Below are 20323 nucleotides of genomic sequence, written 5' to 3'. Positions count from 1 at the left end.
GACAAATATTTATCAATTAGTTTCAATCCCTCATAGGTAGGCTAAGAACGTTGTGTTCGTGAATGAATACGCTATCATGGTACAAGTGTTTCAATCCCTCATAGGTAGGCTAAGAACTTAATAAAAAAATTGAGGATATATGGTATGTAGTAGTTTCAATCCCTCATAGGTAGGCTAAGAACTTGGTGATGGAGCGCAGGATGATGAAGCGAAAGCTGGGTTTCAATCCCTCATAGGTAGGCTAAGAACCTTTAAAAGCTATACACTCGCCTGCTCTGTTTACTTGTTTCAATCCCTCATAGGTAGGCTAAGAACCCGTTCAATGCTTATTATAACTGGGTTTGAAGATTTTGTCAATTTTGAATTTTTTGTTAACAAAATCTTCAAACCCTTGAAAATACTCATTTTCTTTTGTCGTCGATCCCCAGCACTTTTTGCAGGATTGGAGGTCGACGACAAAAATAAAATTAAAAGATATCGTAGGATTTTTCTTGCCTTATAAACCCTATTTCCTCGTTATAGCAATCGACTACCCTTTCCCTTGGTAAAATATAAAGTCCAAATTGCTCATCAAACAACGAATGGTATTTTATAGGCAAAGATACGGTATAATCCCTTATTATATTTTTTATCTCTAGGTATTCCCTTCTTCTATCATAATAATCCGTTAATTTTAACATATCACAATATCTTTTAAAGGTCGGCTGTGCTAAATCATCATATATTACAAATGCATCCATAAATCCCGGATTATCTTCTATTAAAGAAAATTTATATAGTGGAAGGGCATCTTTAGTCTCTTGAGAAAAATTCAATGTTTTTATTGAATTAATAAACTTTTAGACTTTTCCTTTGACCTATCCTGCTGAATTAATTTAAAATAATCGGAAACTATATCAAAATATTCTCCCTCGCTGTATTGGGGCTCTTTTAATATTTTCTTTGTTATTTCAAGGGTTGGAATCCCGTATACATACTTACCAAAACCAAAATTTAAAACATCATTATCTTCTGGAACCAAGGAATAAACATAAACTAACCCATTATCCTTTAAACCGTTTCTATTACATCTTCCGGCACATTGAATAATTGAATCCAAAGGACCTATATCCCTTATTACAACATCAAAATCAACGTCAACCCCAGCTTCCACAACCTGAGTTGAAACTAATATTATCTTTTCCCCCTTGTCTAAAAGCTTTTTTATATTCTTTATCCTTTCCCTTCTATGAATAGGTATTAGATTAGTGGACAAATAAAATACAGGTCGGTTTAGTTCCTTTAGATTATTATATACATCCAAAGAAGAGCTTATAGTGTTGCAAACTATTAAGTAGGATTTATCCTCTATTCTTTCTTTAAACTCATCTAAAAAAGTGCTAAGCTTTTTGTTGTTTAAATCAGGCAAAAGAGTTGTTCTGTTAAACATAAAAAATATTTTTGGTTATCCTCTAAAAGTTCTATTGAATTTTTTAATATGTATGGCTTAGTTGCCGTCATCATTACTATCCTTAAATCATATATTTCACATGCCCTTTCTAAAACAAATTCAACAAGAGGGAGCAGTGATATATCTATAGCCTGTATCTCGTCTAAAATTATAATTGAACCTTTTAAATTTATTAGCTTTTTTAACATCCTGTTTCTTGTTCCTATTAGCGTTTCAAACAGCTGAACAAAAGTAGTTACGACGATTCCGCTTGACCAGTTTTCAATTAAAAGCTCAGATTGTAAATTATCAAAGTCATACTCATCGCTTTCATATTTTATATTTGCAAGGCTATGATGTTTTAATAAATATCGTCCCGATTCCTTCTCAAATCCCTCTATATTTTTATGAAGCCTATAAAGAACATCATAGTTTTGCTCTATAATTGAAGTAAATGGAAGGGAATAAATAATCCTTCTATTGTCCCCTAAAAGCTCCCTTAACTTCACCGCTGCAAAAATCCAGCAAAGGTTTTTCCTGTTCCTGTTGGTGATGTTATTGTAAATATCTTAGAATTTTTATAGTTTTTTTCAATATTTTTTGTATTTTTTCAAATATCTCACTTCGAATTTTATTTATATCCATATCTTTGTTTTCTAAATCCTTTTCCCTTTCCCTGTTTAAAACCTCAAACCCAGCAAACATTTCATATGGTATTTCTATTTTTGCTGCACTTAGTTTATCCGCCGAAATCAAGGCAGAATAAAGCAGTTGGTGGATAAAATATAGATTTTCTTTTTAGCCATTTCCATTTTAATTTGAAGTTTTTTTAGACTTTTTAAAACATCCACTATATCACAGTTTAAAAACTCTAAAAAGTAATCCTCAAAATTTAAGAGGCTATATTCTTCTTTAATTAAATCCTTATTTTTAGCTATATCCTTAATTTGCTCTTTGGCAATCTCTATTTTTTCTGTCAATCTAAAATCGCTATCTAATATCCCCCTCATCGTAGAGGGTAAATCTTCAGAAATATTTTCTAAATCCCCATGATGATGCAAAACTACGCTATAGGATATTAAGGGTAGGAAACTATCCTCCCTAAAACTTTTAAACTGCAAAAGGCAGCAAACAATGCTGATAAAAAGCCATGGTCTGTAAATTTTCCCCTCTTTTTCGTATTAAGATACATTTGAAAATATGATGTAAACTTTCCAAAGTCATGGCAATAGGATATTATTTTAAAACAGGGTTTAAATTCTTCATCTATCTTATCTTGGTTTATCTGATACACTTCTTTTAAATGCTCAATCAACCTTTTACCTTCATGAGAACAAAACATATTTTTCACCTCTTAAAAAGGTGCCATAAGGCACCTACATTAAAACTATTTTTTCATCGTTTATTTCATAATAGTTTGAGTTAAGCTTCACCCTAAGGGGTCCCCCATTTTCTTCAAAAATATAATCTTCAATCTCCTTAACTATCCTATCCTTTAAAAAGTCCCTTGGCATTTTTTCCTTAACTATAATGCCCTCTATATTCACATCAAGTCCACCTTCTTTTATAAGGCTCTTTCTTATTATAGAGGATATTTCTACAAAGTCTTCATCAAATTTACGCTCTCCATGAAACCTACCTATAAACTCTATAGATAGATTAAAGGATGCAACACCTAAGTAGGGAACATAGTGAAATCTGTTGTTCTTTAGCCTATCTTCTAAATCCTCCATTAATCTTTCATCAATATGATTTACATAAACCCTATATCCTAAATTACCTTCAGAAGTTACAATTTCAAAGGGAACCTGAGTGTGTTCCTTTGGCTTTATAACATGACTTATCGACGTTGCCTTTATATAGTTAAGGCTCTGGACTATCTTCCTTGTAGGTGTAAGTTTTTTAAGTCCAATGTTTAATTTTTGGCTGTCTAATATTTCGTAATAGCTATCCCTTTCATAGCCTAATATTGCTGCGATAAGGCCCTCTATTGTAGTCCTTGGAGGCACGGAATAGGAAAGGGATGATGAATTTGTGTAAAACTTTCTAAAATGTGCAAACTTACCCTTTAAATCAAACACCAAAAAGTCCATAACTTCACCTTATTTCAATCAAATTGAAATCCTTAAGTGCCTCCGACAATACAATAACCCCTTCATTAATCTTAAGTTCAAGGTTTTCGTCTACAAAATAATATATATTCTTTATTTTTTCCCTGTTTTCCCTCAAAGTATCTACAAGCTTTGTAATATCTAAGGAGCATTCCTTAATATCCCTTATGCTCTCAACCTTTTCCTTTAGGCTTATTAAATCCCTAAAATCTCCTAAGATCGTTTCTGAATCGATATATTCAACCCTTATATACAGCCTTGGATATTGACCTATTTTGCTTCTTGTCGCTTGATTTTGAATGGAATGTCTCATCGCCTCATCTAAAAGTTTTAAATCATCATCCGTAAGCTTTGTCTTGGCTGCCCTTTTGCCGCTTACGACACCTGAAAAGGCAATCAATGAATATTTTACTCTAAAATCCCTTCCCATCGTTCCATGCGGCACCTTATCGTTTGTTGAGAAATGGGAAGTAATGCCAGCCTCAAGAAGTTCAACTTTATTTAAGGAATATCCCCAGTTAAATTGAACAGGTCCTATATAAGCCTTGTTATCACCCTTTATTGGCATTGTTGCACCAAACATTCTAACGTCTATAAGCTTATTTAAAATTTCATCTTCAGTAGAATTTTTAAACTCCTCCATTCTTTTTTCTGCCGTAACTGATTTGTCCTCCACCTTTCTTACGAATATGTCATATCCCTTATCAAGTAAATAATCCCTTATATATCTTTTGAGCCTTAAGTCAGAAACTAAATTTATATCCCTTTCGCTGTCCATACGTGGTCTGTTTTCTTCGTCTGGATCTCCATTAGGATTAGCAAATTTAGCATCATAAAGGAATAAAATTTCACTATTGTTCATTCTCATCTTCCTCCTTCATCATAACTTTTGTTGTGGCATAGGAATAGCCTGAAAGAATATAGAATAGGTTTTCGTTTTTATTGAGTTTCCAATTGTCCAAGTTAGAATCTAAAAGCTTTTTAAAATCAGCATAAACAACCTCGTTGTAGTTTCTTATCTTTTCTTGTTCCAACTTTGCATAAACCTCATTTGAAAGTTTAATAAGTTTAGATTTATCTATTCCGTTAAAGTTTAACTTGTTTAAAATAGGCTTTTTACCGTCGAACCTATGGTATTGGCTGTTTCCAATCTCTCCAATTAAAACTCCTAAAAGGAACATAGCTGTTTGCTGTTCGTCATATCCCATGTTAGAGATATATTCCTTTATGCTTTCTTTAACATTAAGTTTAGCAACATCCAATCCCTTTCCCTCCTTTAGACATCCAAGCTTTTCTAAAAATTTTATGAGCATATTGGAATTTAAAATGTAAAATTCAATTTCACCGTTATCTATGTTATATCCTTCCTTTTTAAGCATAATCACTTTAGCAGCTTCGATGAATTTGTCTATAAGCTTTTCTTTATTTATTGGTCTTGATGTGAAAATATTCTCGTAAAAATTGAGGATATATCTATATTCCGTCGCCTCGCCTCCGCTTACTTTAACGGGGATTAAATAATATATGTTTTGTAGGTTTAAATATGTCTTATAACTAAATCCTAATGATTTTTCAATTAGGTCGTGGGAATACTTTGATGCCTTTGCTATTTTTTCGAAGATGTATGGTGGAACGTCCTTTATGAAGCGTTGGATTTTAGTGGATTGATTGGATTTTCTAAAGAACATGAAGTTGACTAAAAAATAGCTTTTTTCATCCCTTAAGTTAAGAATGTCCTTTTCTAGATTTTCTATGTCTTTTAAATTTTTCGCTGTGTTATATGAGTTGTTAAGCCTTTTAACTGCAAAGTCAAGTTCTTCCTTATTTAGTGGCTCACCATATATAAAGTGGGGAATTATATAAAGGTTGAGATCGCCTATTTGGGTTTTTAAATTGTTTTCGATGTAAACCTCTGCTGCAATTACAGAGTTTAAGCAGTTCTCACAAAGGAGCATGTTTTTATAAAACTTTTTTGAATCGAGTTCGCTGGCAAAGGTTATTTTGTCGATTATATAGTATTTTATTTTCATCTTCTTTAAATCGTAGGTTACATTTTCATCCGAGCCACAAAGGCTGCAGCACAAATTACTATCTTTTTTCCCCTTGTCCTCATTATCTTCTTTGCTACCTGCACTTTTATACTCTAAAACCTTATTTTTATATTCTTCATACTCAGTTAAAGGAATGTCATCAATGCAAATTACAAAAAGCCAAATTCATTAAATTTTACACCATATTTTTTCTTTAAAATATCTTCAAACTCCTTCTCAAGAACCTTTAAGAACCCTTTATCCTCCTTGCCTTGCATTGAATAATCATTATACAAATTCACAACGTTAACATCATTATCTAAATATGCTAAATTCAAAGCATATCTATATTTATTGCTTTTGGCATTTGGGTTTACCTCCACATAAAATTTTTCAAAAACATATTTTAGCTTTTGATTTAAAAAATCACCAAAATCAATATTTGTTAAGTTAAAAATCGTTTCTGATAAAAAGTAAGTTATACTCTTATTAGAGGCAAACCATTGGGGAGACGTAGGACCATTTGCTGTTCCAACGTATAAATATTTCTTCACCGTATCGCTGTCCATCTCCTCTGAGATATCAAGCTCTAAATTATCCTTCTTAAAGTTTAGCTTAAGAACTAAATAAGGCCTTCCCTTTTTATCGTTAATTGGAAGCTCTTTAATGAGATTATCAAGAAGATTTCCTTCTTCAAGAAGGGCCCTTCCGATCTGCACTATTCCCTCTAACAAAATTTCACCTCCTTATATAAATTCAAAACAGCCAAACCCTTGGGAATTTTTAGCCCCTAAACCTACATCATAGGCAAGCTTTAATATTTCTGGTGAGCCGTTAACTTCAAAGATTCCATTCCAACCCTTTATAACCGTTCCTTTATAGATGACTATACTCTCTTTTAGATTTTCTATTGGAGTAATTTTAAAATATTTATCCTTCGGCTCTTTGCCAAAGTAAGCCATATATTTTTTTATTAGGTTTTTTCTTAAAATTTCCTCAAACTCTTTTTCTTTTGGGTTATAATAATAGGTCTTTTTTCTTCCTTCTATTTCAAAGGTGCTATAGACAACTATCGGAGATTTTGTTGTAATCCTTCCTCCGCCTTCTTCAACGTCCATATGCTTAAGTTCAACCTTTTCTACCTGAATATGATTTCCTATAAGCTTTATTCCCTCGTTTAAAAGAACGTTGTTTATAATATATTTCATAAATTCCTCTTCAATAGTTGAAATCTGTAAGCTTGCACCATCAAAATAGGTTATCGTTTTATTTCCCATATCGATTAAAAATTCCCCTCAAGCCTTGAAAAGGTAAACATTTTAAAATGCCTTTTTCATATTTAAAGCCTTGATCGTGAATAAATCTTGAATAATTTTCATCACTAAGAAGTTTTAATATTGCTGCCTGAATTATGTGGTTATAATGGATTGGAAGGACAAGCGGTTTTTCAAATTTAAGCTTTAAATTTGCCCTCAAAATATCACCTCATAAGCTTATTTTATATATGTTGCCATTCACATTTTTTGCACAATTATTACCTTATCTTAAAAATTCTACATAAATATTTAAACTCCTGCTTTTTTATGGAAAAATGTAGAAATGTCAAAAAGTCAAAATGTCAAGTGGCAGGCACAAAAAGACTACCTTGCGGTAGCCTTAAGCTGTTATTTTCTTTTCTTGTTTTTCCCTTTCTCCAAATAAAAATGATATATAGTTTATGAAAACATACAATACCATTACGCTTGCAAGTATCTCTAAAAAGCTAACATAATATTTGAAAAAGCTTATATTTACTCCCGATTTTCCAAAAACACGTTTGTTCCTTTCATTGCAATTGCTGTAATTACAAACGGGAAGGTAAGGGATGAAAAGCTTGGGTAAAATTTAAGTTTTAAAATGCTTGGAAGATAAATTAAAATAGCAACAAACATTATTACTGATAACATAAGCAAGAGGTAAATTATAAGTTTATTCTTTTCATCAAATGCACTTAAATATCCTGCAAGACAAAGATTTGCAGGTGCTGTTAATATTGCCGTCGTAGGAATTGCAGGCTCAGGTATGTTCTTTATTTTAAGTAGTCTATAAAAAATTAAAGGTAGTAAAATAATATAACTTACAAAGCCAAACCAAAATATTACTTGTCCTATGCTTTTCATTCCATATAAAGGTGAGGGTATCGAAGCTGCAACTATTCCAACATAAACTACAAAATAACTTACAAATACTTTTTTAAAATCAAAGTTTAATATGAATTTTTTGTAAAATACACAATATACACCGCATGCATAATTAATCCTATAACCCAAACTCCAAAGGCTATACTTTGATTGAAATTCTTTACATAAGTAGACAATATCATCATCCCCATGAAAAACGTAGGAGCAACACTTGCTACAACAGGATTTTCTAAGTCCTTTAATATATCTTTATAATATAAAGTTAATTTAATAACTAACAATAAAAATAATATAAAAGAAATTCCACCCAAAATGCCTCTTAAAACATCACTATAACCCGCTAACAAATTTCCAAGTGATGCAAGGGCTAGCATAAGCCCAGCCATTGGAATAGGAACTTTTTTATTATTCCTTGCATGATGCCACCTCTTCCAATGTTTTTATTTTATTTGCTATTTCTTCATCCTCTAAAAGCTTTTGTGCTATAAATGCAGCAACTTCACCGGTAATTCTTACACAATGGGCCTTTCTTTCTGGACTTGCAAATTCATAATCCTTTACAAGGACTCTGCAGCATGTGCTCTTGTAAAGCTCCTTTATATGGTCATGAAGGGCTGCAGCAACAGGAAACATTTTTTCCTTCATAGGTTCCCCATGGACTCTTCCATAAACCATACCAAGGGCCATAACCCCACCACTTACAGCACCACAAAGACATCCTGATTTCCCTACGCCAATTGGGAAACCCGAAGCCATCCTAACTATTTCAGCAGGATATGGCCAGCCTAATAATTCGTTAATAGTGTGAACCACAGCTTCCGAACAGAAGAACTCTCCCCTTTGGAAATACCCTTCTGCCTTTTTTCTTACATCCTCTATTAATCTTTGCTTATCCATAAAAATTCCTCCTTATATTATATATTTTTGCAAATAATGCAGCTCCGATGGAGCCGGCAAATCTTGCAAGTTTATCAGTTTTAACGTTTTTGCCTAACTTTTTGCTTAACCTTTCAACTATGTAGTCGTTTTCACATAAACCCCCAGTTAAGAAAAAATCGCCACTTGAGCTTGTTTTTGAACCATACTGTATACTCTATTTATAACTGAGTCTATAACTCCAGAGCATATATTTTCCCTTTTTTCACCATTGCCAATTAGACTTATAACCTCTGACTCTGCAAAGACCGTGCACATCGAGGAAATTTGAACCGACTCTCCTTTTCTTGCAAGGTCTGTCATTTCCTCGAGGGTTAATCCTAATATATTTGCCATAAGTTCCAAAACGTCCGGTGCCAGCCGCACATTTATCATTCATAAGAAAGGATGCAACTTGTCCGTTTTTTAGCTCTATTACCTTCGTATCCTGACCGCCTATATCTATAACTGTAAAATCTTTTTTGTTAAGTGATAAACTCCTCGTGCATGACAGCTTATTTCTGTTACGGTCTTATGGGCATAAGGAACAGAGACCCTTCCATATCCCGTTGCAACGATCTTTGCTTCCTCAAAAACCTTCCTTCTTTAATATCTCTTCTACGCTTTTAGCCGTTTCTTTGCTATTCCATCCTGTTGGTAAAGCTATGTTTTTTATTATATTATCCTCGTTTAATACGCTAACTTTGGTTGCCGTTGAGCCTATGTCTATCCCTATATAAAACATAATTATCCCTCTTTTATACAGTATAAAACCCTATAACGCCTATTTTATAATCCTCAACTATCTTTTTTATTTTATCTTCATCTTCATCTTTATAAATTATAGACATGCCACAGCAGGTTGAAAGCTGCCGTGGCGTAGGAGCTATTGTATGTTTTATACCTTCTTCATTAAGAAGGCTAGATAATCTCAAGCCTTCGTTATACGAAGGAAAAAGAATATAATTTTTCATGCTATCACCTTAAATCATTTCAAGGAAAGCTTCAATTCTTGTTTTTATTTGTCCTACATCTTCTGTTGAATAATCCGTTTCGATTAAAATAAGAGGAATGTTTTTGTCCTTTAATGCCTTTTCAACCCTTTTATATTCAACTGAATATGGCTGGCAGAAGGATAGATTGTAGTAAACCACACCATCAACCTTATATTCCTCAGCAAGCCTTATTATGTCCTCTACCCTTCCTTCGTTTGGAGTAAAACAAGCACAATTTATCTTCATATATCTTTCTGCTATATTTCTAATCAAGTCATCGATAGTTTCTCCATCTTCAGAAACTTCATTTTCAAAATATCTCGTTCCTGTGCAGGTTTCTTCAACTACTATCTGGGCATCTAAGTTTTCAATTATATGATGGAGTTTCCAATTTGGAATAGCCATAGGAGTTCCTGTAACCATTAATCTTTTCTTTCTGTTTGCTTTTAATATGCTAATCTTTTTTCTAGTTCATCGCAGAGCTTTTCAACATTTTCAGTAAATCTTTCTATATCATCATAAAATGCAATCTGCGAAACTAAAAGGGCATCAAGGCCTGATATTGGAGATGGAGTATTTTTCCTAAGTTCGTATAACCTTTTTAATGCACGTCTTTTTTATTAATAAGCTTTATAGAATTTTTTAGGTTTTCATATGTTAATTTATTCCCTGTTAAGTTTTCAATTTCATTTATAAAGCGTTTTATTTCTGCCTCCCAATCCTTTATGTCCTTTTCCCTTTTCATCTGTGGAAGTTCCATAACATAGGTTGGTGCATATTCTGCTAATATTTCATAAGCCTTCTTTTACCATCGCAAGTAGTTTCTCCAACTAAAAGATCACAGGATTGGAAATAAGGGCATGTAGCGCTTATCTTAGCTCCTACAAAGGCCTTTATTAAAGGGCATAAATTCCTTGGAAGAACTTTTTCTCCATCCTCTATCCAAAATTGTGAACCACCACAAAGGCCAACACCTATAACTCCAAGGGCATTTAAAATTTCATCCGGCACATAAACACAAAAAGTTCCAACAACCTTGCCACCCTTTTGACGATGATTATTAAGCTCTTCTATCCTAAGGCCATGAACTTCTGATATAACAAAGTTAAAATAATTCATGGCTTCAGCTCTATCCTTCTGAGATAGATAAACAGAGCCGTAAAGTTCAGGCAAAACTGCACACAAAGCATCATGCTTTTCAAGATCCATCTGTAAACTTTCCCAAAGCTTTCTATAATCTCCCATAAGCATCCCCCTGTGTATATTTTTACAATTCAATTATATCAACTAAAAAATTAAAAATGTTTCCAAAATTTCTATAGCTTATCTATTTATTATAGCTAAAACCTATAAATACTACTGTTTATTTCTGGAAATGTCAAAAAGTCAAAATGTCAAGTGGCAGGCACTCAATTATTTTGATATAATGATATTGTGAAATTATTAACTTAAATGGAAAGGTTGGGGATGGTATGAGTAGGTTCTGGAAAGGTTTTTGGCAACTTGCTGATCCAAAGATTTGGATTGCTTCCACTATCCCAATGTTAGTTGGAGCAACATTTGCTTATGTTAATGAAAAAAGCTTTAATTTCCTTTGGTTTTTATTAGCATTAATTGGTGTTTATTTAATCGAAATAGGCAAGAATGCAGTAAATGAAGTTGTAGATTATATAACTGGTGCAGATAGGTTTGTAACTCAAGACAAAAGAACTCCTTTTAGTGGCGGCAAGAAAACGATAGTTGATGGTGTCCTTACGCTTGAAGAGGCCAAATGGATTGGCATTGTTACCATTTTTTAGCTTGTGTGATAGGAATTATCATTGCTCTTTATTGGGAAATAAAGGTTTTGTCCATAGGAGTATTAGGAGTCTTCTTTGCAGTATTTTATATTTTTCCACCTTTGAAGCTTGCATATAGGGGCTTGGAGAGTTCGCCGTTGGTTTTACCTTCGGTATTCTTGTAACCCTTGGAATGTATGTAACAATGACGCATAATATAAATTGGAATGTTGTTTTAATTTCTCTCCCACTTTCATTTTTGATTACAAATGTTCTTTGGATAAACCAGTTCCCTGACTATGAAGCAGATATGAAGGCAAACAAAAGAAACTGGGTTGTAAGACTTGGAAAAGAAAAATCCGTAGGTGTTTATGCTATGCTATTCGCATTTTCATATATTTCATTTATATTAATAAGCATTATCCTAAAAATTACTTTTTCCTGCTTGGATTTATTACTCTTCCATTAACTATTAGTGCTGTAAAGAACGCAAAAAACACTACAACGATATCCAAAGGCTAATTTTATCAAACGCCAAAACAGCTCAAATATATATTCTAACAGGGATTTTTATGATAATTGCAATAATATTACAATAAACAAAATAATCTCCATGGCAGCAGTAATAGCTATCATGGAGATTATTTTATTTTCTTAAAATGCTGCCTTAAATATGCTCATTATATCTTCAAGATTTGCCCTTCGTGGATTTGTTAACCCACAAGCATCCTTTAAGGCATTTTCAGCTAATACTTTTATATCCTCTTCCTTAGCGCCAAGCTCCTTAAGACCTTTGGAATTCCAATTTCTCTTGAAAGCTTCTTTATGCTTTCAATAACTTCCTCTGCTATCTTTTCCTCAGATAAACCTTCTATTGTAATTCCTATAACCCTTGCTATATCTACAAATCTCTTTGCTGCCACCTTCATATTAAAGGATTGAACATGTGGTAAAAGAACTGCATTGCATACTCCATGTGGAAGATCATAAAATCCTCCAAGCTGATGGGCCATGGCATGAACATACCCAAGCCCTGCGTTGTTGAAGGCAACTCCTGCAAGATATTCTGCATAGGCCATTTTATCCCTTGCTTCTATGTCATTTCCGTTTTCAACTGCTCTTTTGAGGTATTTAAATATGAGTTCAATTGCCATAAGGGCTGCAGCATCCGTTGCAGGTGTTGCATCAGTTGAAACATAGGCCTCAATTGCATGAGTCAATGCATCCATTCCAGTCGCAGCTGTTAAGGATTTTGGCATATTTATCATAAGTTCAGGGTCATTTACAGCAAGGATAGGAGTCACATGCCAATCTACAATGGCCATCTTCACGTGCCTATCTTCATCTGTGATTATTGAGAATCTCGTCATTTCGCTTGCTGTACCTGCTGTTGTATTTATTGCAACAAGAGGAAGCATAGGCTTTTAGATTTATTAACACCTTCATAATCCTTTATAGAACCTCCATTGGTTGCAACAAGGCCTATCGCCTTTGCACAATCATGGGGTGAACCTCCCCAAAGGATATTAAAAAGTCGCAATTGTTTTCCTTTAACATTTTAAGTCCATCTTCTACATTTTTAACGGTTGGATTAGGCTTAGTTTCTTGAACCTCCCACGACTAAAGTCGCGGGATTCCTGCTTCATTGACCTCGTAACCTACTATCTCCACAGGCGTTAATTCGGGTAGTCCCTACCCTACTGTTTTTACTTATGCTATGCCTAATATCCTCTTTCCTTCTTTTAATATATTTTTACTTGCATTTACATCTCTATCGTGGACTGTCCTACATATTGGACATTCCCACTCCCTTACGTTTAAGTCTTTTACTTCTTCATTTTTATAACCACATACATTACATATTTGACTCGATGGATAAAACATATCTACTTTTACTATTGTTCTTCCATACCATAATGCTTTATATTCAAGCATGTTTACAAATTTTGACCATGCTACATCTGATATGGACTTTGATAGTTTGTTATTTCTTAACATATTCTTAACCTTTAAGTCCTCCAAAATTATAACTTGGTTTTCGTTTATAATTTTAGAGGACAGCTTTTGCAAAAATCTTCCCTTTGGTTTCTTATCTTCTCATGTATTTTTGCTACTTTCTTAGCTTGTTTCTTATAGTTACTACTATCTAATTGTTTTTTAGAAAGCTTCCTTTGTTCCTTAATAAGTCTTTTTCTAACTTTATAAGATATTTAGGATTGGATATTTTGTTACCTTCACTATCTATCAGAAAGTGTTTTACTCCTAAATCTATACCTATTACTTTGTTAGTTTTAGACTTTTCTATAGTTTTTTCTATCCTACAGCAAATTGAAATAAAATATTTCCCTGTTGGAGTTCTACTTATAGTTGCATTTAGTATTTTACCCTCTACTTCCATTGATTTTACAAACTTTACCCAGCCTAATTTGGGTAGTTTGATTTTGTTTCCTTTAATTTCAATGTTGTTATTTGTAAATGTTGTTCTATAGCTTTGATATTTACATTTCTTTGACTTAAACTTTGGATAATTTGCTCTACCTTCAAAAAATTCTTAAATGCTTTGTCTAAGTCTTTGAGCGAATTTTGAAGTGCAAACTTATCTGCTTCTTTTAGCCATGTATTAGTTTGTTTAAGTTTAGTTAAGTCAGCAGAACATTTGTTATAATTAAATGTTATACCTTGAGTTTTATATTCTTCTTCTCTTTTAGCAAGGTAGTAGTTATATACAAACCTAACACAACCAAAGGTTTTATTTATGAGCTCTATTTGTTGTTTATTAGGATAAAGCCTAAATTTAAAAGCTTTTTCCATACTTTCACCTCATAGTTATTGTAACATATGTTGTTACACAAAACAAACTTTTAACTAATATAAGTTATGATACACAAATAATAGATGTTATTATTAGAGCGTCCTTACTCATGGCTAAAGTCACGAGTGTGTGGACGCTTTCTTAATCATATTCAGCTAGAAGAATGTTAAAGTTTATTTACTAGCCCTTAAAATGTAGGGTTATATTATTTCTATATCCTTTGGACACTTTATTATCTCATTATTAATCTGTTTCTATATTCAATTGGTGAAATACCTTCCATCTCTCTAAAGGTTTTAGCAAATTGCTTTGAATTTTTATATCCCACCATTTCACCCACTTCATAAATTTTATAATCAAAGTTTTCAAGTAGTTCCTTTGCCTTTTCTATTCGTATCTTTTTCAAATAATCTACAAAATTATATCCAGTATACTCCTTAAAAGCTTGGCTAAAATAAGAATAATTTAATGAAACATAATTTGATACCATGGCCATATTAATATCTCTATTAAAATTTTCGTGTATGTATTGAACTGCCCTTTTCATTTCCGGGTTATCCGCATAAATAGACATTATCTGTTTTGTATAATCGTTTAGGCATATAATTAACTCCTCTACAGCATGAAAATATTCAATGAAATTTTCATAATTAAAAATATCACCTATTTTATTTATCCCCCTTACTTTGTTTAAAGTATCGCCATCTAATTTCTTAATAGCACTACTAAATATAAATTCATTTATTGCTTTATTAATTCCTTCTAAATAAGAAATATCATACTTTGTAATTTCTTTAATATCTAAGACCTCTTTTAAAATCCCTCTAATCTCATTTTCCCTGTCCGTTCCAATCATATTGCTAATTTTTTTAATTTTATCAATGGGTAGCTCATAATTTTTAAGTTTATCCTTTATACTTGAAAAGCTTAAAAGATGATGATTATTATATAAAAATGTATATTTTAATGCTTCTATAGCCTGTAAATATCCTTCCCTTATCTTATTTATATTAAACTGCTTTTCGCTTAATCCTATTGCATAAACCATATGGTTTTTGTAGATATTTTCGATTCTAAACATTTAAAAACTTCAAATTCCTCTCCTATTATTACAATATTTCCAATACCATCTGTTAAAATAATTATTTTCTCGTTAACTGTTTTTTCATATTCTTTTATAGTATCCTTGATTATTCCAAATAATTCCTTATCATTTATGCATTTGGAATATCTTTTGTTATTTATAACACCAACATAGTAGCCTTTATCAAAAATATCCATTTTAATTTTGCTGCATATCTTTTCTATGTCCTCTTCATTTATATGTGAATTTAAAAATATATAATTTAATCTGTGCAGCTCTAAATTCTTCAAATTCTTCTGAAGAACTTTGATTTTCAATATATTCATTTTGTTTAATGTTTTCTTCAATTTTGTCAATAGTTTTATATAATTCCTCTCTATTTATAGGCTTCAACAAATAATCTTTCACCCCATATCTTAAAGATTCAACAGCATAATTAAAATCATCATATCCACTTAAAACAATTATGTTTGTTTTAATGTTTCTTTCCTTAAGCTTTTTCATAAAAGCAATCCCGTCTTCATCAGGCATACGAATATCAGTAATTACTATATCTATTTTATTATTATCAAAATAAATAAGTGCCTCCTTGACAGTTGACGCTAAATATAAATTATAATAGGTTAAATATTTTCGTTCAATCATGGCCTTTAAACCTAATCTTATGTTTTTTCATCATCGAGAATGAGAATATTACGCATACTTACTAATACCTCCATTAACGATCAAATAAGGCAGCTTTAAAATGACCTTTGTATATTCTCCTTTTTTGCTTGATATTTGGAGGCCATAATCATCTCCATAATAAAGTTTTATTCTTTGATTTACAATCCTAAGGCCAATTCCATTTCCTCTTTTAACTGTTTCTTGACCTTCATATTTATTTAGGAGATTTTTGTTGAATTCTTCATCTTCAAGGTTTATTTTGTAATTCAACTTTTCAACTTCTTCAGGACTCATTCCCTTTCCATTATCAGTAATTTCTATAATCATCGTATTTCCATCAATTGATGCTTTAATTTCAATAATTCCTAATTCTTTGTCAAGTTTATCCTTTATTCCATGGCTTATCGAGTTCTCTATTATAGGCTGAATAGATAATTTCAAAACTTCCTGCTCAAGAAGATATGAATCTATATTTATGATTAATTTTATTTTATTATCAAATCTTATGTTCATAAGGGATGTATAGTTTTTAATATGGTCTATTTCTTCCCTTAATGTAACATATTCACTTGCCCATTTCATGTTATATCTCATCATTTTCCCTAGGGAAGTTAATGCATCGGATATTTCCAATTGTCCTTCTATTTCTGCAAGCATCTTAATATTTTCCAACGTATTATATAAAAAATGAGAATCGATTTGCGTCCTTAGGGCTCTAAGTTCTGCTTCCTTTGATACTATTTTTTATTTACAGCATCAGTTATAAGTTCATTAATCTTTACTAGCAGTCTTCTTATATGATGTGCTAGTTCTCCTATTTCATCGTCACCTCTAACACTAACATCAATGTTAAAATCCCCTTGTCTAATCTTTTTCATAGAATATATCAGCATATTTAATTTTTTAGTATAATGGTATTTATTAGGTTTGTTATTATCGATAGTATTATAATCAAGAATATGATAGTCAATATAATAATATTTCTTGTCCTTGAGATATTTGTAAAAATATCCTGTAGGGAAATTAGCGAAATAACATATGAATCTATAGCTTCTATATATGTATATATAGCCAAGATATTATTATTTTGATTTTCAAGGAAAAAGCTACCTCTATCATTGTTTTTATATTTATAAAACTGTTCCTTTATATTTTCCAAACTAAGTTTATTCCTTTTAAAAAATCATTGTTTATGTTGGTATAAAGGTTTCCTTTACTATCAATAAAAACATCTGCGAACGTTGATTAGATAATTCTGCATACATTTTGGGTAAGAAGTTTTTAAGTAGCATATCCACCTCAATTATTCCGAGGTGTTCTCCCTCTGGATAACTTATTTCCCTCAAAAGCATTATCTTTGCTGAATTTTCATATATATACTTATATTGCCTATCTACTATATCCTGATCGATTTCTTCAAATTTCCATAATACCATTCCCTTTAGTCTTTTAACTTCATTATACCAAGGTTTATTCTTAATTCTATTTTCGCTAAAAACAACAGGCCATATTTCATTGATATTGTTATTATCAACATAAAACCTAATATGTTCAATATTAGGATTATTGTTTTGTATTTTAACTATATTCATTATGCTATTATAATTAAAATCCAAAAGCTCTTCTGTTGTGTATTCATTTCTATCTTTAATAAAATTAATAAATTTTTTATCAGATACGACCATTTGAGCTGCATTTTCCATAGAATATATGTTTTTAGATATAGTGATTTTTTCCATCTCAAGCAGATATTCATTTTCCTTTATCATATTTTTTATAGCACTGTCCTTAAATTGTTTAAATATATATAGAGAAAAAGTTATAATTGGTATCAAAATTATTAGTATATAAGATAAGACTAATTTTTTTGAAGGGACATATTTTCTATCCTTAATAGGGCTTTTTTTATTTTTGATTTCCTAATAATTTTTGATTTTTTTCAAAATCCCACCACTTCCAGCACTTTTTATTATATATTATAAGTCATAATAAAAATAAAAGAAATCCCTATTATAAATATGGATAAAAACCCAGAAATTCTGGGTTTTTATCCATATTTTTATATTTAATTAGCGCCTTCTAATTTTTTCTTATTTTCCTCATACTTCTTTTGTTGATACTGTAATACCTTATCGTAGCCATATTCTTTTCTCTTTTTCAGGAATTCATTAAATATTTTATCAAATTCTTCATCCGATTTTGCTAATAAAAGTCTTGGAAGCGTTTTTCCCCATTCTTGTGCAATTCTATTAGCCGCAATACCTTCTTCCGAATCACCCGTTGGATTAATTCCATCAAAGGCGGCAAAGCTTACTGTTTTTCCTTTAGTCCAATCTTCCATCTGCTTAAAAGGTTCTGCAGTTGGTGGCTGCCACTTAAGCATCATGTTAGTATCCATGAGCATCCAGAAGGTATAGGATGCACCATACTTTTTATCAAATGCTGCTCTATCTTTGTTAAGAAGTTCTAATACTTCTGGCTTGAATTGTTCTTTTCCATCTATAATATCATAGGTTACACCCTGTTCGCCAAGATATAAATCCTTCTGTCCCTCTTCGCTAATTAGATAACTTAAAAATCTTATCGCCCTTGCTTTATCCTTAACATCCTTTGAAATTAAAGTAATTGTCCAACCTGCAATTCCATCACCTGCTAATGTTGGTGGATCAAGATTTGAGTTTGCCGGTCCATCTACTGCTATATAAATCGAATTCTTATCCTTTGCATAAAGGGCCTGCTGCTGTGCTGCCATATCGCTTCTCTGGTAAAGCATAGCAAAATATCTGCCTTGGGCTATCTTTTCTTCCATTTGTGCCCTTTTATCTACAAATATATCTTTAGCAAGAAGTCCCATTTCATTTGCCTTTCTTAATGTTTTTAGCCATCTTATATATTCCGGATCAGTTAGCCTATCATATAATTTCCCGTCTTTTTCCATAGGTATTGCAAGGAAATTTTGGAGGTATGACTCTAGTGAATAATTTCCTGTATCGGTAAATTCGTGTAAGCCAAATGGGATTAGAGGCTGTCCATTAACAGTTGGGAATTTTTCCTTCGCAGCCTTTAATGCATTAAGAAAACCTTCAGGGGTTCTCATATCTGGTTTGCCTAGCGCCTCATATATATCTTTTCTTACAAGGAATGTCTGATTTGATGGTTTCAACTCCTTATATCTCTCAAAATCCTTTGGTGATGATGATGCATTGGGATATCCATAAACATGTCCATCTTCCTTTGTATACCATGCAAGCTTCATAGGATCTGCAACTTTAAAGAAATATGGATCATATTGTTTTGCTAGTTCATCAAGCGGTAGAACAAGCCCACCATCTATCATTTTTGGACAGCATCCTCCCACCATCCAAGGGTTATAAAGTCTGGGAGTTTACCTGAAGCTATCATTGCATTAAGCTTTTCGTTTTCATTTCCAGCTGGAACTATAAAATTTATGTTTACTCCTGTCTTTTTAGTTACATATTGCGAAGTAAGATCAACCCCCATTTATTCGGGAACCAGGAAAAGTTTATATACCAATCAAATGTAATCGGTTTATCTACGTCCTTTTTCCATCCTGGTTCATCTTCGCTTACTGTCGAAACTTTTTCATTATCGGTTGAATTAGATGTTTTTTACTGCACCCTGCAAAGCTAGATACAGCCATTACCATAAGTAGTAAAAGTGCAGTCAGTTTTGATAAAATTTTTTTATTCATGACCATCCCCCTCTATAATTTTATTTTATAATCTTCGGCCAGGCGAAGATTATATTCTTCTTAGCCTTTTATGGATCCTATCAACATTCCCTTTACAAAATATTTTTGTAAAAATGGATAAACGCAAACTATTGGAAAGGTTGTAACTACCATAGTTGCAAGCTTTATAGATTGACTTGTAACTGTCCTTGTTATTATACCTCCCGGTGCTGCCTGCATAGCTGTATTAGAACCTACCTGGGCAACAATCCTATAAAGGTAAGTTTGAATGGGTTGAAGATCGGGATCATTTATAAATATCATACCTGTAAAGTAATCATTCCATTGATAAACTCCATGATAAAGAGCTATTGTAGCTATAACAGGAAGCGAAACCGGTAATATAACTTTTAAAAATATTAAAAAGTCATTTGCCCCATCTATTTTAGCTGCTTCTTCAAGGCTTGAAGGAATTTCTCTAAAAAAGCTATAAATATTATTGCATCGTAAAAACTGAACATCGCAGGAATTATGTAAACTATAAACTTATCAAGAAATCCTAAGTTTCTTAATAGTAAATAATATGGAATTAGTCCTCCACTAAAAAACAATGTTATAATTCCTAAAGTCAT

General features: G+C 32.0%; 27 protein-coding genes, 5 pseudogenes and 1 CRISPR repeat array (1 of these 33 only partly in view). Of the genes and pseudogenes, 2 read left to right on the top strand and 30 right to left on the bottom strand.

All coding sequences use genetic code 11. The features are described from left to right. Positions 1 to 315: direct repeats of the CRISPR family, unit length 30 nt; unit sequence GTTTCAATCCCTCATAGGTAGGCTAAGAAC; it reaches 843 nt to the left of the window's first position. Positions 316 to 467: 152 nt separating this feature from the next. The 17 genes and pseudogenes from PWK10_RS16140 to PWK10_RS16060 all read right to left on the bottom strand — a co-directional run bounded on the left by PWK10_RS16140 (position 468) and on the right by PWK10_RS16060 (position 10905). Then, complete coding sequence (locus PWK10_RS16140; RefSeq protein ID WP_274766731.1) at positions 468 to 740, bottom strand: hypothetical protein; 273 nt, start codon at positions 738 to 740, stop codon at positions 468 to 470. A gap of 80 nt (positions 741 to 820) precedes the next feature. After that, positions 821 to 1429 carry a helicase-related protein gene (locus tag PWK10_RS16135; RefSeq protein WP_274766730.1) on the bottom strand — a complete coding sequence of 203 codons (609 nt, stop codon included), beginning with the start codon at positions 1427 to 1429 and terminating at the stop codon, positions 821 to 823. Continuing rightward, on the bottom strand, positions 1396 to 1938 hold the full coding sequence (locus tag PWK10_RS16130) for a hypothetical protein (protein ID WP_274766729.1): 543 nt from the start codon (positions 1936 to 1938) through the stop codon (positions 1396 to 1398). Before PWK10_RS16130 ends, PWK10_RS16135 begins: the two co-directional genes overlap by 34 nt. 46 nt (positions 1939 to 1984) lie before the next feature. Beyond that, on the bottom strand, positions 1985 to 2185 hold the full coding sequence (locus tag PWK10_RS16125) for a hypothetical protein (protein ID WP_274766728.1): 201 nt from the start codon (positions 2183 to 2185) through the stop codon (positions 1985 to 1987). Beyond that, complete coding sequence (locus tag PWK10_RS16120; protein ID WP_274766727.1) at positions 2182 to 2439, bottom strand: hypothetical protein; 258 nt, start codon at positions 2437 to 2439, stop codon at positions 2182 to 2184. The genes PWK10_RS16125 and PWK10_RS16120 overlap by 4 nt, the downstream gene beginning before the upstream one ends. 68 nt (positions 2440 to 2507) lie before the next feature. Then, positions 2508 to 2771, bottom strand: coding sequence for a CRISPR-associated endonuclease Cas3'' (locus PWK10_RS16115; protein ID WP_274766726.1), 264 nt, complete (start codon positions 2769 to 2771; stop codon positions 2508 to 2510). Between the two features lie 34 nt (positions 2772 to 2805). Beyond that, a complete protein-coding gene (cas5b, locus tag PWK10_RS16110; protein WP_008908200.1) occupies positions 2806 to 3522 on the bottom strand; it encodes a type I-B CRISPR-associated protein Cas5b in 717 nt (238 codons plus the stop codon). Positions 3523 to 3526: 4 nt separating this feature from the next. Continuing rightward, positions 3527 to 4402 (bottom strand): type I-B CRISPR-associated protein Cas7/Csh2, encoded by an 876-nt coding sequence (gene cas7b, locus PWK10_RS16105; protein ID WP_274766725.1) that lies wholly within the window; start codon positions 4400 to 4402, stop codon positions 3527 to 3529. Continuing rightward, on the bottom strand, positions 4392 to 5726 hold the full coding sequence (locus PWK10_RS16100) for a TIGR02556 family CRISPR-associated protein (protein ID WP_274768335.1): 1335 nt from the start codon (positions 5724 to 5726) through the stop codon (positions 4392 to 4394). Before PWK10_RS16100 ends, cas7b begins: the two co-directional genes overlap by 11 nt. A 14-nt stretch (positions 5727 to 5740) precedes the next feature. Next, a complete protein-coding gene (locus tag PWK10_RS16095; protein WP_274766724.1) occupies positions 5741 to 6304 on the bottom strand; it encodes a TM1802 family CRISPR-associated protein in 564 nt (187 codons plus the stop codon). Positions 6305 to 6316: 12 nt separating this feature from the next. Further along, positions 6317 to 6847 (bottom strand): CRISPR-associated endoribonuclease Cas6, encoded by a 531-nt coding sequence (gene cas6, locus PWK10_RS16090; protein WP_274766723.1) that lies wholly within the window; start codon positions 6845 to 6847, stop codon positions 6317 to 6319. Next, entirely contained in the window at positions 6837 to 7046 is a 210-nt protein-coding gene (locus PWK10_RS16085) for a hypothetical protein (RefSeq protein ID WP_274766722.1), read from the bottom strand. Before PWK10_RS16085 ends, cas6 begins: the two co-directional genes overlap by 11 nt. Positions 7047 to 7360: 314 nt before the next feature. Further along, positions 7361 to 8124: pseudogene (locus PWK10_RS16080) on the bottom strand (TDT family transporter). A 31-nt stretch (positions 8125 to 8155) separates the two neighbouring features. Further along, positions 8156 to 8647: a C-GCAxxG-C-C family protein gene (locus PWK10_RS16075; protein WP_008908205.1), complete on the bottom strand. Its 492-nt coding sequence runs from the start codon at positions 8645 to 8647 to the stop codon at positions 8156 to 8158. Then, positions 8640 to 9410: pseudogene (locus PWK10_RS16070) on the bottom strand (acyl-CoA dehydratase activase). Before PWK10_RS16070 ends, PWK10_RS16075 begins: the two are co-directional and overlap by 8 nt. A 13-nt stretch (positions 9411 to 9423) precedes the next feature. Beyond that, positions 9424 to 9639: a DUF3343 domain-containing protein gene (locus tag PWK10_RS16065; protein ID WP_008908207.1), complete on the bottom strand. Its 216-nt coding sequence runs from the start codon at positions 9637 to 9639 to the stop codon at positions 9424 to 9426. Positions 9640 to 9648: 9 nt separating this feature from the next. Further along, a pseudogene (locus PWK10_RS16060) lies at positions 9649 to 10905 on the bottom strand (double-cubane-cluster-containing anaerobic reductase). Between the two features lie 227 nt (positions 10906 to 11132). Here PWK10_RS16060 and PWK10_RS16055 point away from each other — a divergent pair. Continuing rightward, positions 11133 to 11459: a prenyltransferase gene (locus tag PWK10_RS16055; RefSeq protein ID WP_274766721.1), complete on the top strand. Its 327-nt coding sequence runs from the start codon at positions 11133 to 11135 to the stop codon at positions 11457 to 11459. 172 nt (positions 11460 to 11631) lie between these two features. Further along, positions 11632 to 11907 (top strand): prenyltransferase, encoded by a 276-nt coding sequence (locus tag PWK10_RS16050; protein WP_342455559.1) that lies wholly within the window; start codon positions 11632 to 11634, stop codon positions 11905 to 11907. A 185-nt stretch (positions 11908 to 12092) separates the two neighbouring features. On the opposite strand, the pseudogene PWK10_RS16045 reads toward PWK10_RS16050, so the two are convergent. The 13 genes and pseudogenes from PWK10_RS16045 to PWK10_RS15985 form a co-directional block, all read right to left on the bottom strand. Beyond that, a pseudogene (locus PWK10_RS16045) lies at positions 12093 to 13043 on the bottom strand (iron-containing alcohol dehydrogenase); the annotation flags it as partial. Positions 13044 to 13148: 105 nt separating this feature from the next. Continuing rightward, a pseudogene (gene tnpB, locus PWK10_RS16040) lies at positions 13149 to 14249 on the bottom strand (IS200/IS605 family element RNA-guided endonuclease TnpB). 233 nt (positions 14250 to 14482) lie between these two features. Continuing rightward, complete coding sequence (locus tag PWK10_RS16035) at positions 14483 to 15331, bottom strand: helix-turn-helix transcriptional regulator (RefSeq protein WP_274766719.1); 849 nt, start codon at positions 15329 to 15331, stop codon at positions 14483 to 14485. Beyond that, positions 15283 to 15531, bottom strand: a complete 249-nt coding sequence (locus PWK10_RS16030) for a hypothetical protein (protein WP_274766718.1) — start codon at positions 15529 to 15531, stop codon at positions 15283 to 15285. Before PWK10_RS16030 ends, PWK10_RS16035 begins: the two co-directional genes overlap by 49 nt. A 34-nt stretch (positions 15532 to 15565) precedes the next feature. Further along, entirely contained in the window at positions 15566 to 16000 is a 435-nt protein-coding gene (locus tag PWK10_RS16025) for a response regulator (RefSeq protein ID WP_274768334.1), read from the bottom strand. A 27-nt stretch (positions 16001 to 16027) separates the two neighbouring features. Continuing rightward, positions 16028 to 16741 carry a sensor histidine kinase gene (locus PWK10_RS16020; RefSeq protein ID WP_274768333.1) on the bottom strand — a complete coding sequence of 238 codons (714 nt, stop codon included), beginning with the start codon at positions 16739 to 16741 and terminating at the stop codon, positions 16028 to 16030. Further along, positions 16738 to 16878, bottom strand: coding sequence for a HAMP domain-containing protein (locus PWK10_RS16015; RefSeq protein WP_274766717.1), 141 nt, complete (start codon positions 16876 to 16878; stop codon positions 16738 to 16740). Before PWK10_RS16015 ends, PWK10_RS16020 begins: the two co-directional genes overlap by 4 nt. Positions 16879 to 16895: 17 nt before the next feature. After that, on the bottom strand, positions 16896 to 17159 hold the full coding sequence (locus PWK10_RS16010; RefSeq protein ID WP_274766716.1) for a hypothetical protein: 264 nt from the start codon (positions 17157 to 17159) through the stop codon (positions 16896 to 16898). A gap of 31 nt (positions 17160 to 17190) precedes the next feature. Further along, a complete protein-coding gene (locus PWK10_RS16005; RefSeq protein ID WP_274766715.1) occupies positions 17191 to 17769 on the bottom strand; it encodes a hypothetical protein in 579 nt (192 codons plus the stop codon). A 296-nt stretch (positions 17770 to 18065) separates the two neighbouring features. Next, complete coding sequence (locus PWK10_RS16000; RefSeq protein WP_274766714.1) at positions 18066 to 19337, bottom strand: extracellular solute-binding protein; 1272 nt, start codon at positions 19335 to 19337, stop codon at positions 18066 to 18068. Beyond that, on the bottom strand, positions 19334 to 19501 hold the full coding sequence (locus PWK10_RS15995; RefSeq protein WP_274766713.1) for a hypothetical protein: 168 nt from the start codon (positions 19499 to 19501) through the stop codon (positions 19334 to 19336). Before PWK10_RS15995 ends, PWK10_RS16000 begins: the two co-directional genes overlap by 4 nt. Before the next feature lie 271 nt (positions 19502 to 19772). Beyond that, positions 19773 to 20135, bottom strand: a complete 363-nt coding sequence (locus PWK10_RS15990) for an ABC transporter permease subunit (protein ID WP_274768332.1) — start codon at positions 20133 to 20135, stop codon at positions 19773 to 19775. Further along, positions 20132 to 20323 carry a hypothetical protein gene (locus PWK10_RS15985; RefSeq protein WP_274766712.1) on the bottom strand — a complete coding sequence of 64 codons (192 nt, stop codon included), beginning with the start codon at positions 20321 to 20323 and terminating at the stop codon, positions 20132 to 20134. The genes PWK10_RS15990 and PWK10_RS15985 overlap by 4 nt, the downstream gene beginning before the upstream one ends.

This window comes from Caloramator sp. Dgby_cultured_2, assembly GCF_028872215.1.
Lineage (GTDB): Bacteria > Bacillota > Clostridia > Clostridiales > Caloramatoraceae > Caloramator > Caloramator australicus.
This window is presented reverse-complemented; position numbering and strand designations above follow the sequence as displayed.

Excerpts from the sequence above, each read along its gene's own strand:
- PWK10_RS16140 (WP_274766731.1), bottom strand. The coding sequence starts at position 740 with ATGGATGCATTTGTAATATATGATGATTTAGCACAGCCGACCTTTAAA.
- PWK10_RS16135 (WP_274766730.1), bottom strand. The coding sequence starts at position 1,429 with ATGTTTAACAGAACAACTCTTTTGCCTGATTTAAACAACAAAAAGCTT.
- PWK10_RS16120 (WP_274766727.1), bottom strand. The coding sequence starts at position 2,439 with ATGAGGGGGATATTAGATAGCGATTTTAGATTGACAGAAAAAATAGAG.
- PWK10_RS16115 (WP_274766726.1), bottom strand. The coding sequence starts at position 2,771 with ATGTTTTGTTCTCATGAAGGTAAAAGGTTGATTGAGCATTTAAAAGAA.
- cas5b (WP_008908200.1), bottom strand. The coding sequence starts at position 3,522 with ATGGACTTTTTGGTGTTTGATTTAAAGGGTAAGTTTGCACATTTTAGA.
- cas7b (WP_274766725.1), bottom strand. The coding sequence starts at position 4,402 with ATGAACAATAGTGAAATTTTATTCCTTTATGATGCTAAATTTGCTAAT.
- cas6 (WP_274766723.1), bottom strand. The coding sequence starts at position 6,847 with ATGGGAAATAAAACGATAACCTATTTTGATGGTGCAAGCTTACAGATT.
- PWK10_RS16075 (WP_008908205.1), bottom strand. The coding sequence starts at position 8,647 with ATGGATAAGCAAAGATTAATAGAGGATGTAAGAAAAAAGGCAGAAGGG.
- PWK10_RS16065 (WP_008908207.1), bottom strand. The coding sequence starts at position 9,639 with ATGAAAAATTATATTCTTTTTCCTTCGTATAACGAAGGCTTGAGATTA.
- PWK10_RS16055 (WP_274766721.1), top strand. The coding sequence starts at position 11,133 with ATGAGTAGGTTCTGGAAAGGTTTTTGGCAACTTGCTGATCCAAAGATT.
- PWK10_RS16050 (WP_342455559.1), top strand. The coding sequence starts at position 11,632 with ATGTATGTAACAATGACGCATAATATAAATTGGAATGTTGTTTTAATT.
- PWK10_RS16035 (WP_274766719.1), bottom strand. The coding sequence starts at position 15,331 with ATGTTTAGAATCGAAAATATCTACAAAAACCATATGGTTTATGCAATA.
- PWK10_RS16030 (WP_274766718.1), bottom strand. The coding sequence starts at position 15,531 with ATGGATATTTTTGATAAAGGCTACTATGTTGGTGTTATAAATAACAAA.
- PWK10_RS16015 (WP_274766717.1), bottom strand. The coding sequence starts at position 16,878 with ATGAAAAAGATTAGACAAGGGGATTTTAACATTGATGTTAGTGTTAGA.
- PWK10_RS16005 (WP_274766715.1), bottom strand. The coding sequence starts at position 17,769 with ATGATAAAGGAAAATGAATATCTGCTTGAGATGGAAAAAATCACTATA.
- PWK10_RS16000 (WP_274766714.1), bottom strand. The coding sequence starts at position 19,337 with ATGATAGATGGTGGGCTTGTTCTACCGCTTGATGAACTAGCAAAACAA.
- PWK10_RS15995 (WP_274766713.1), bottom strand. The coding sequence starts at position 19,501 with ATGGGGGTTGATCTTACTTCGCAATATGTAACTAAAAAGACAGGAGTA.
- PWK10_RS15985 (WP_274766712.1), bottom strand. The coding sequence starts at position 20,323 with ATGACTTTAGGAATTATAACATTGTTTTTTAGTGGAGGACTAATTCCA.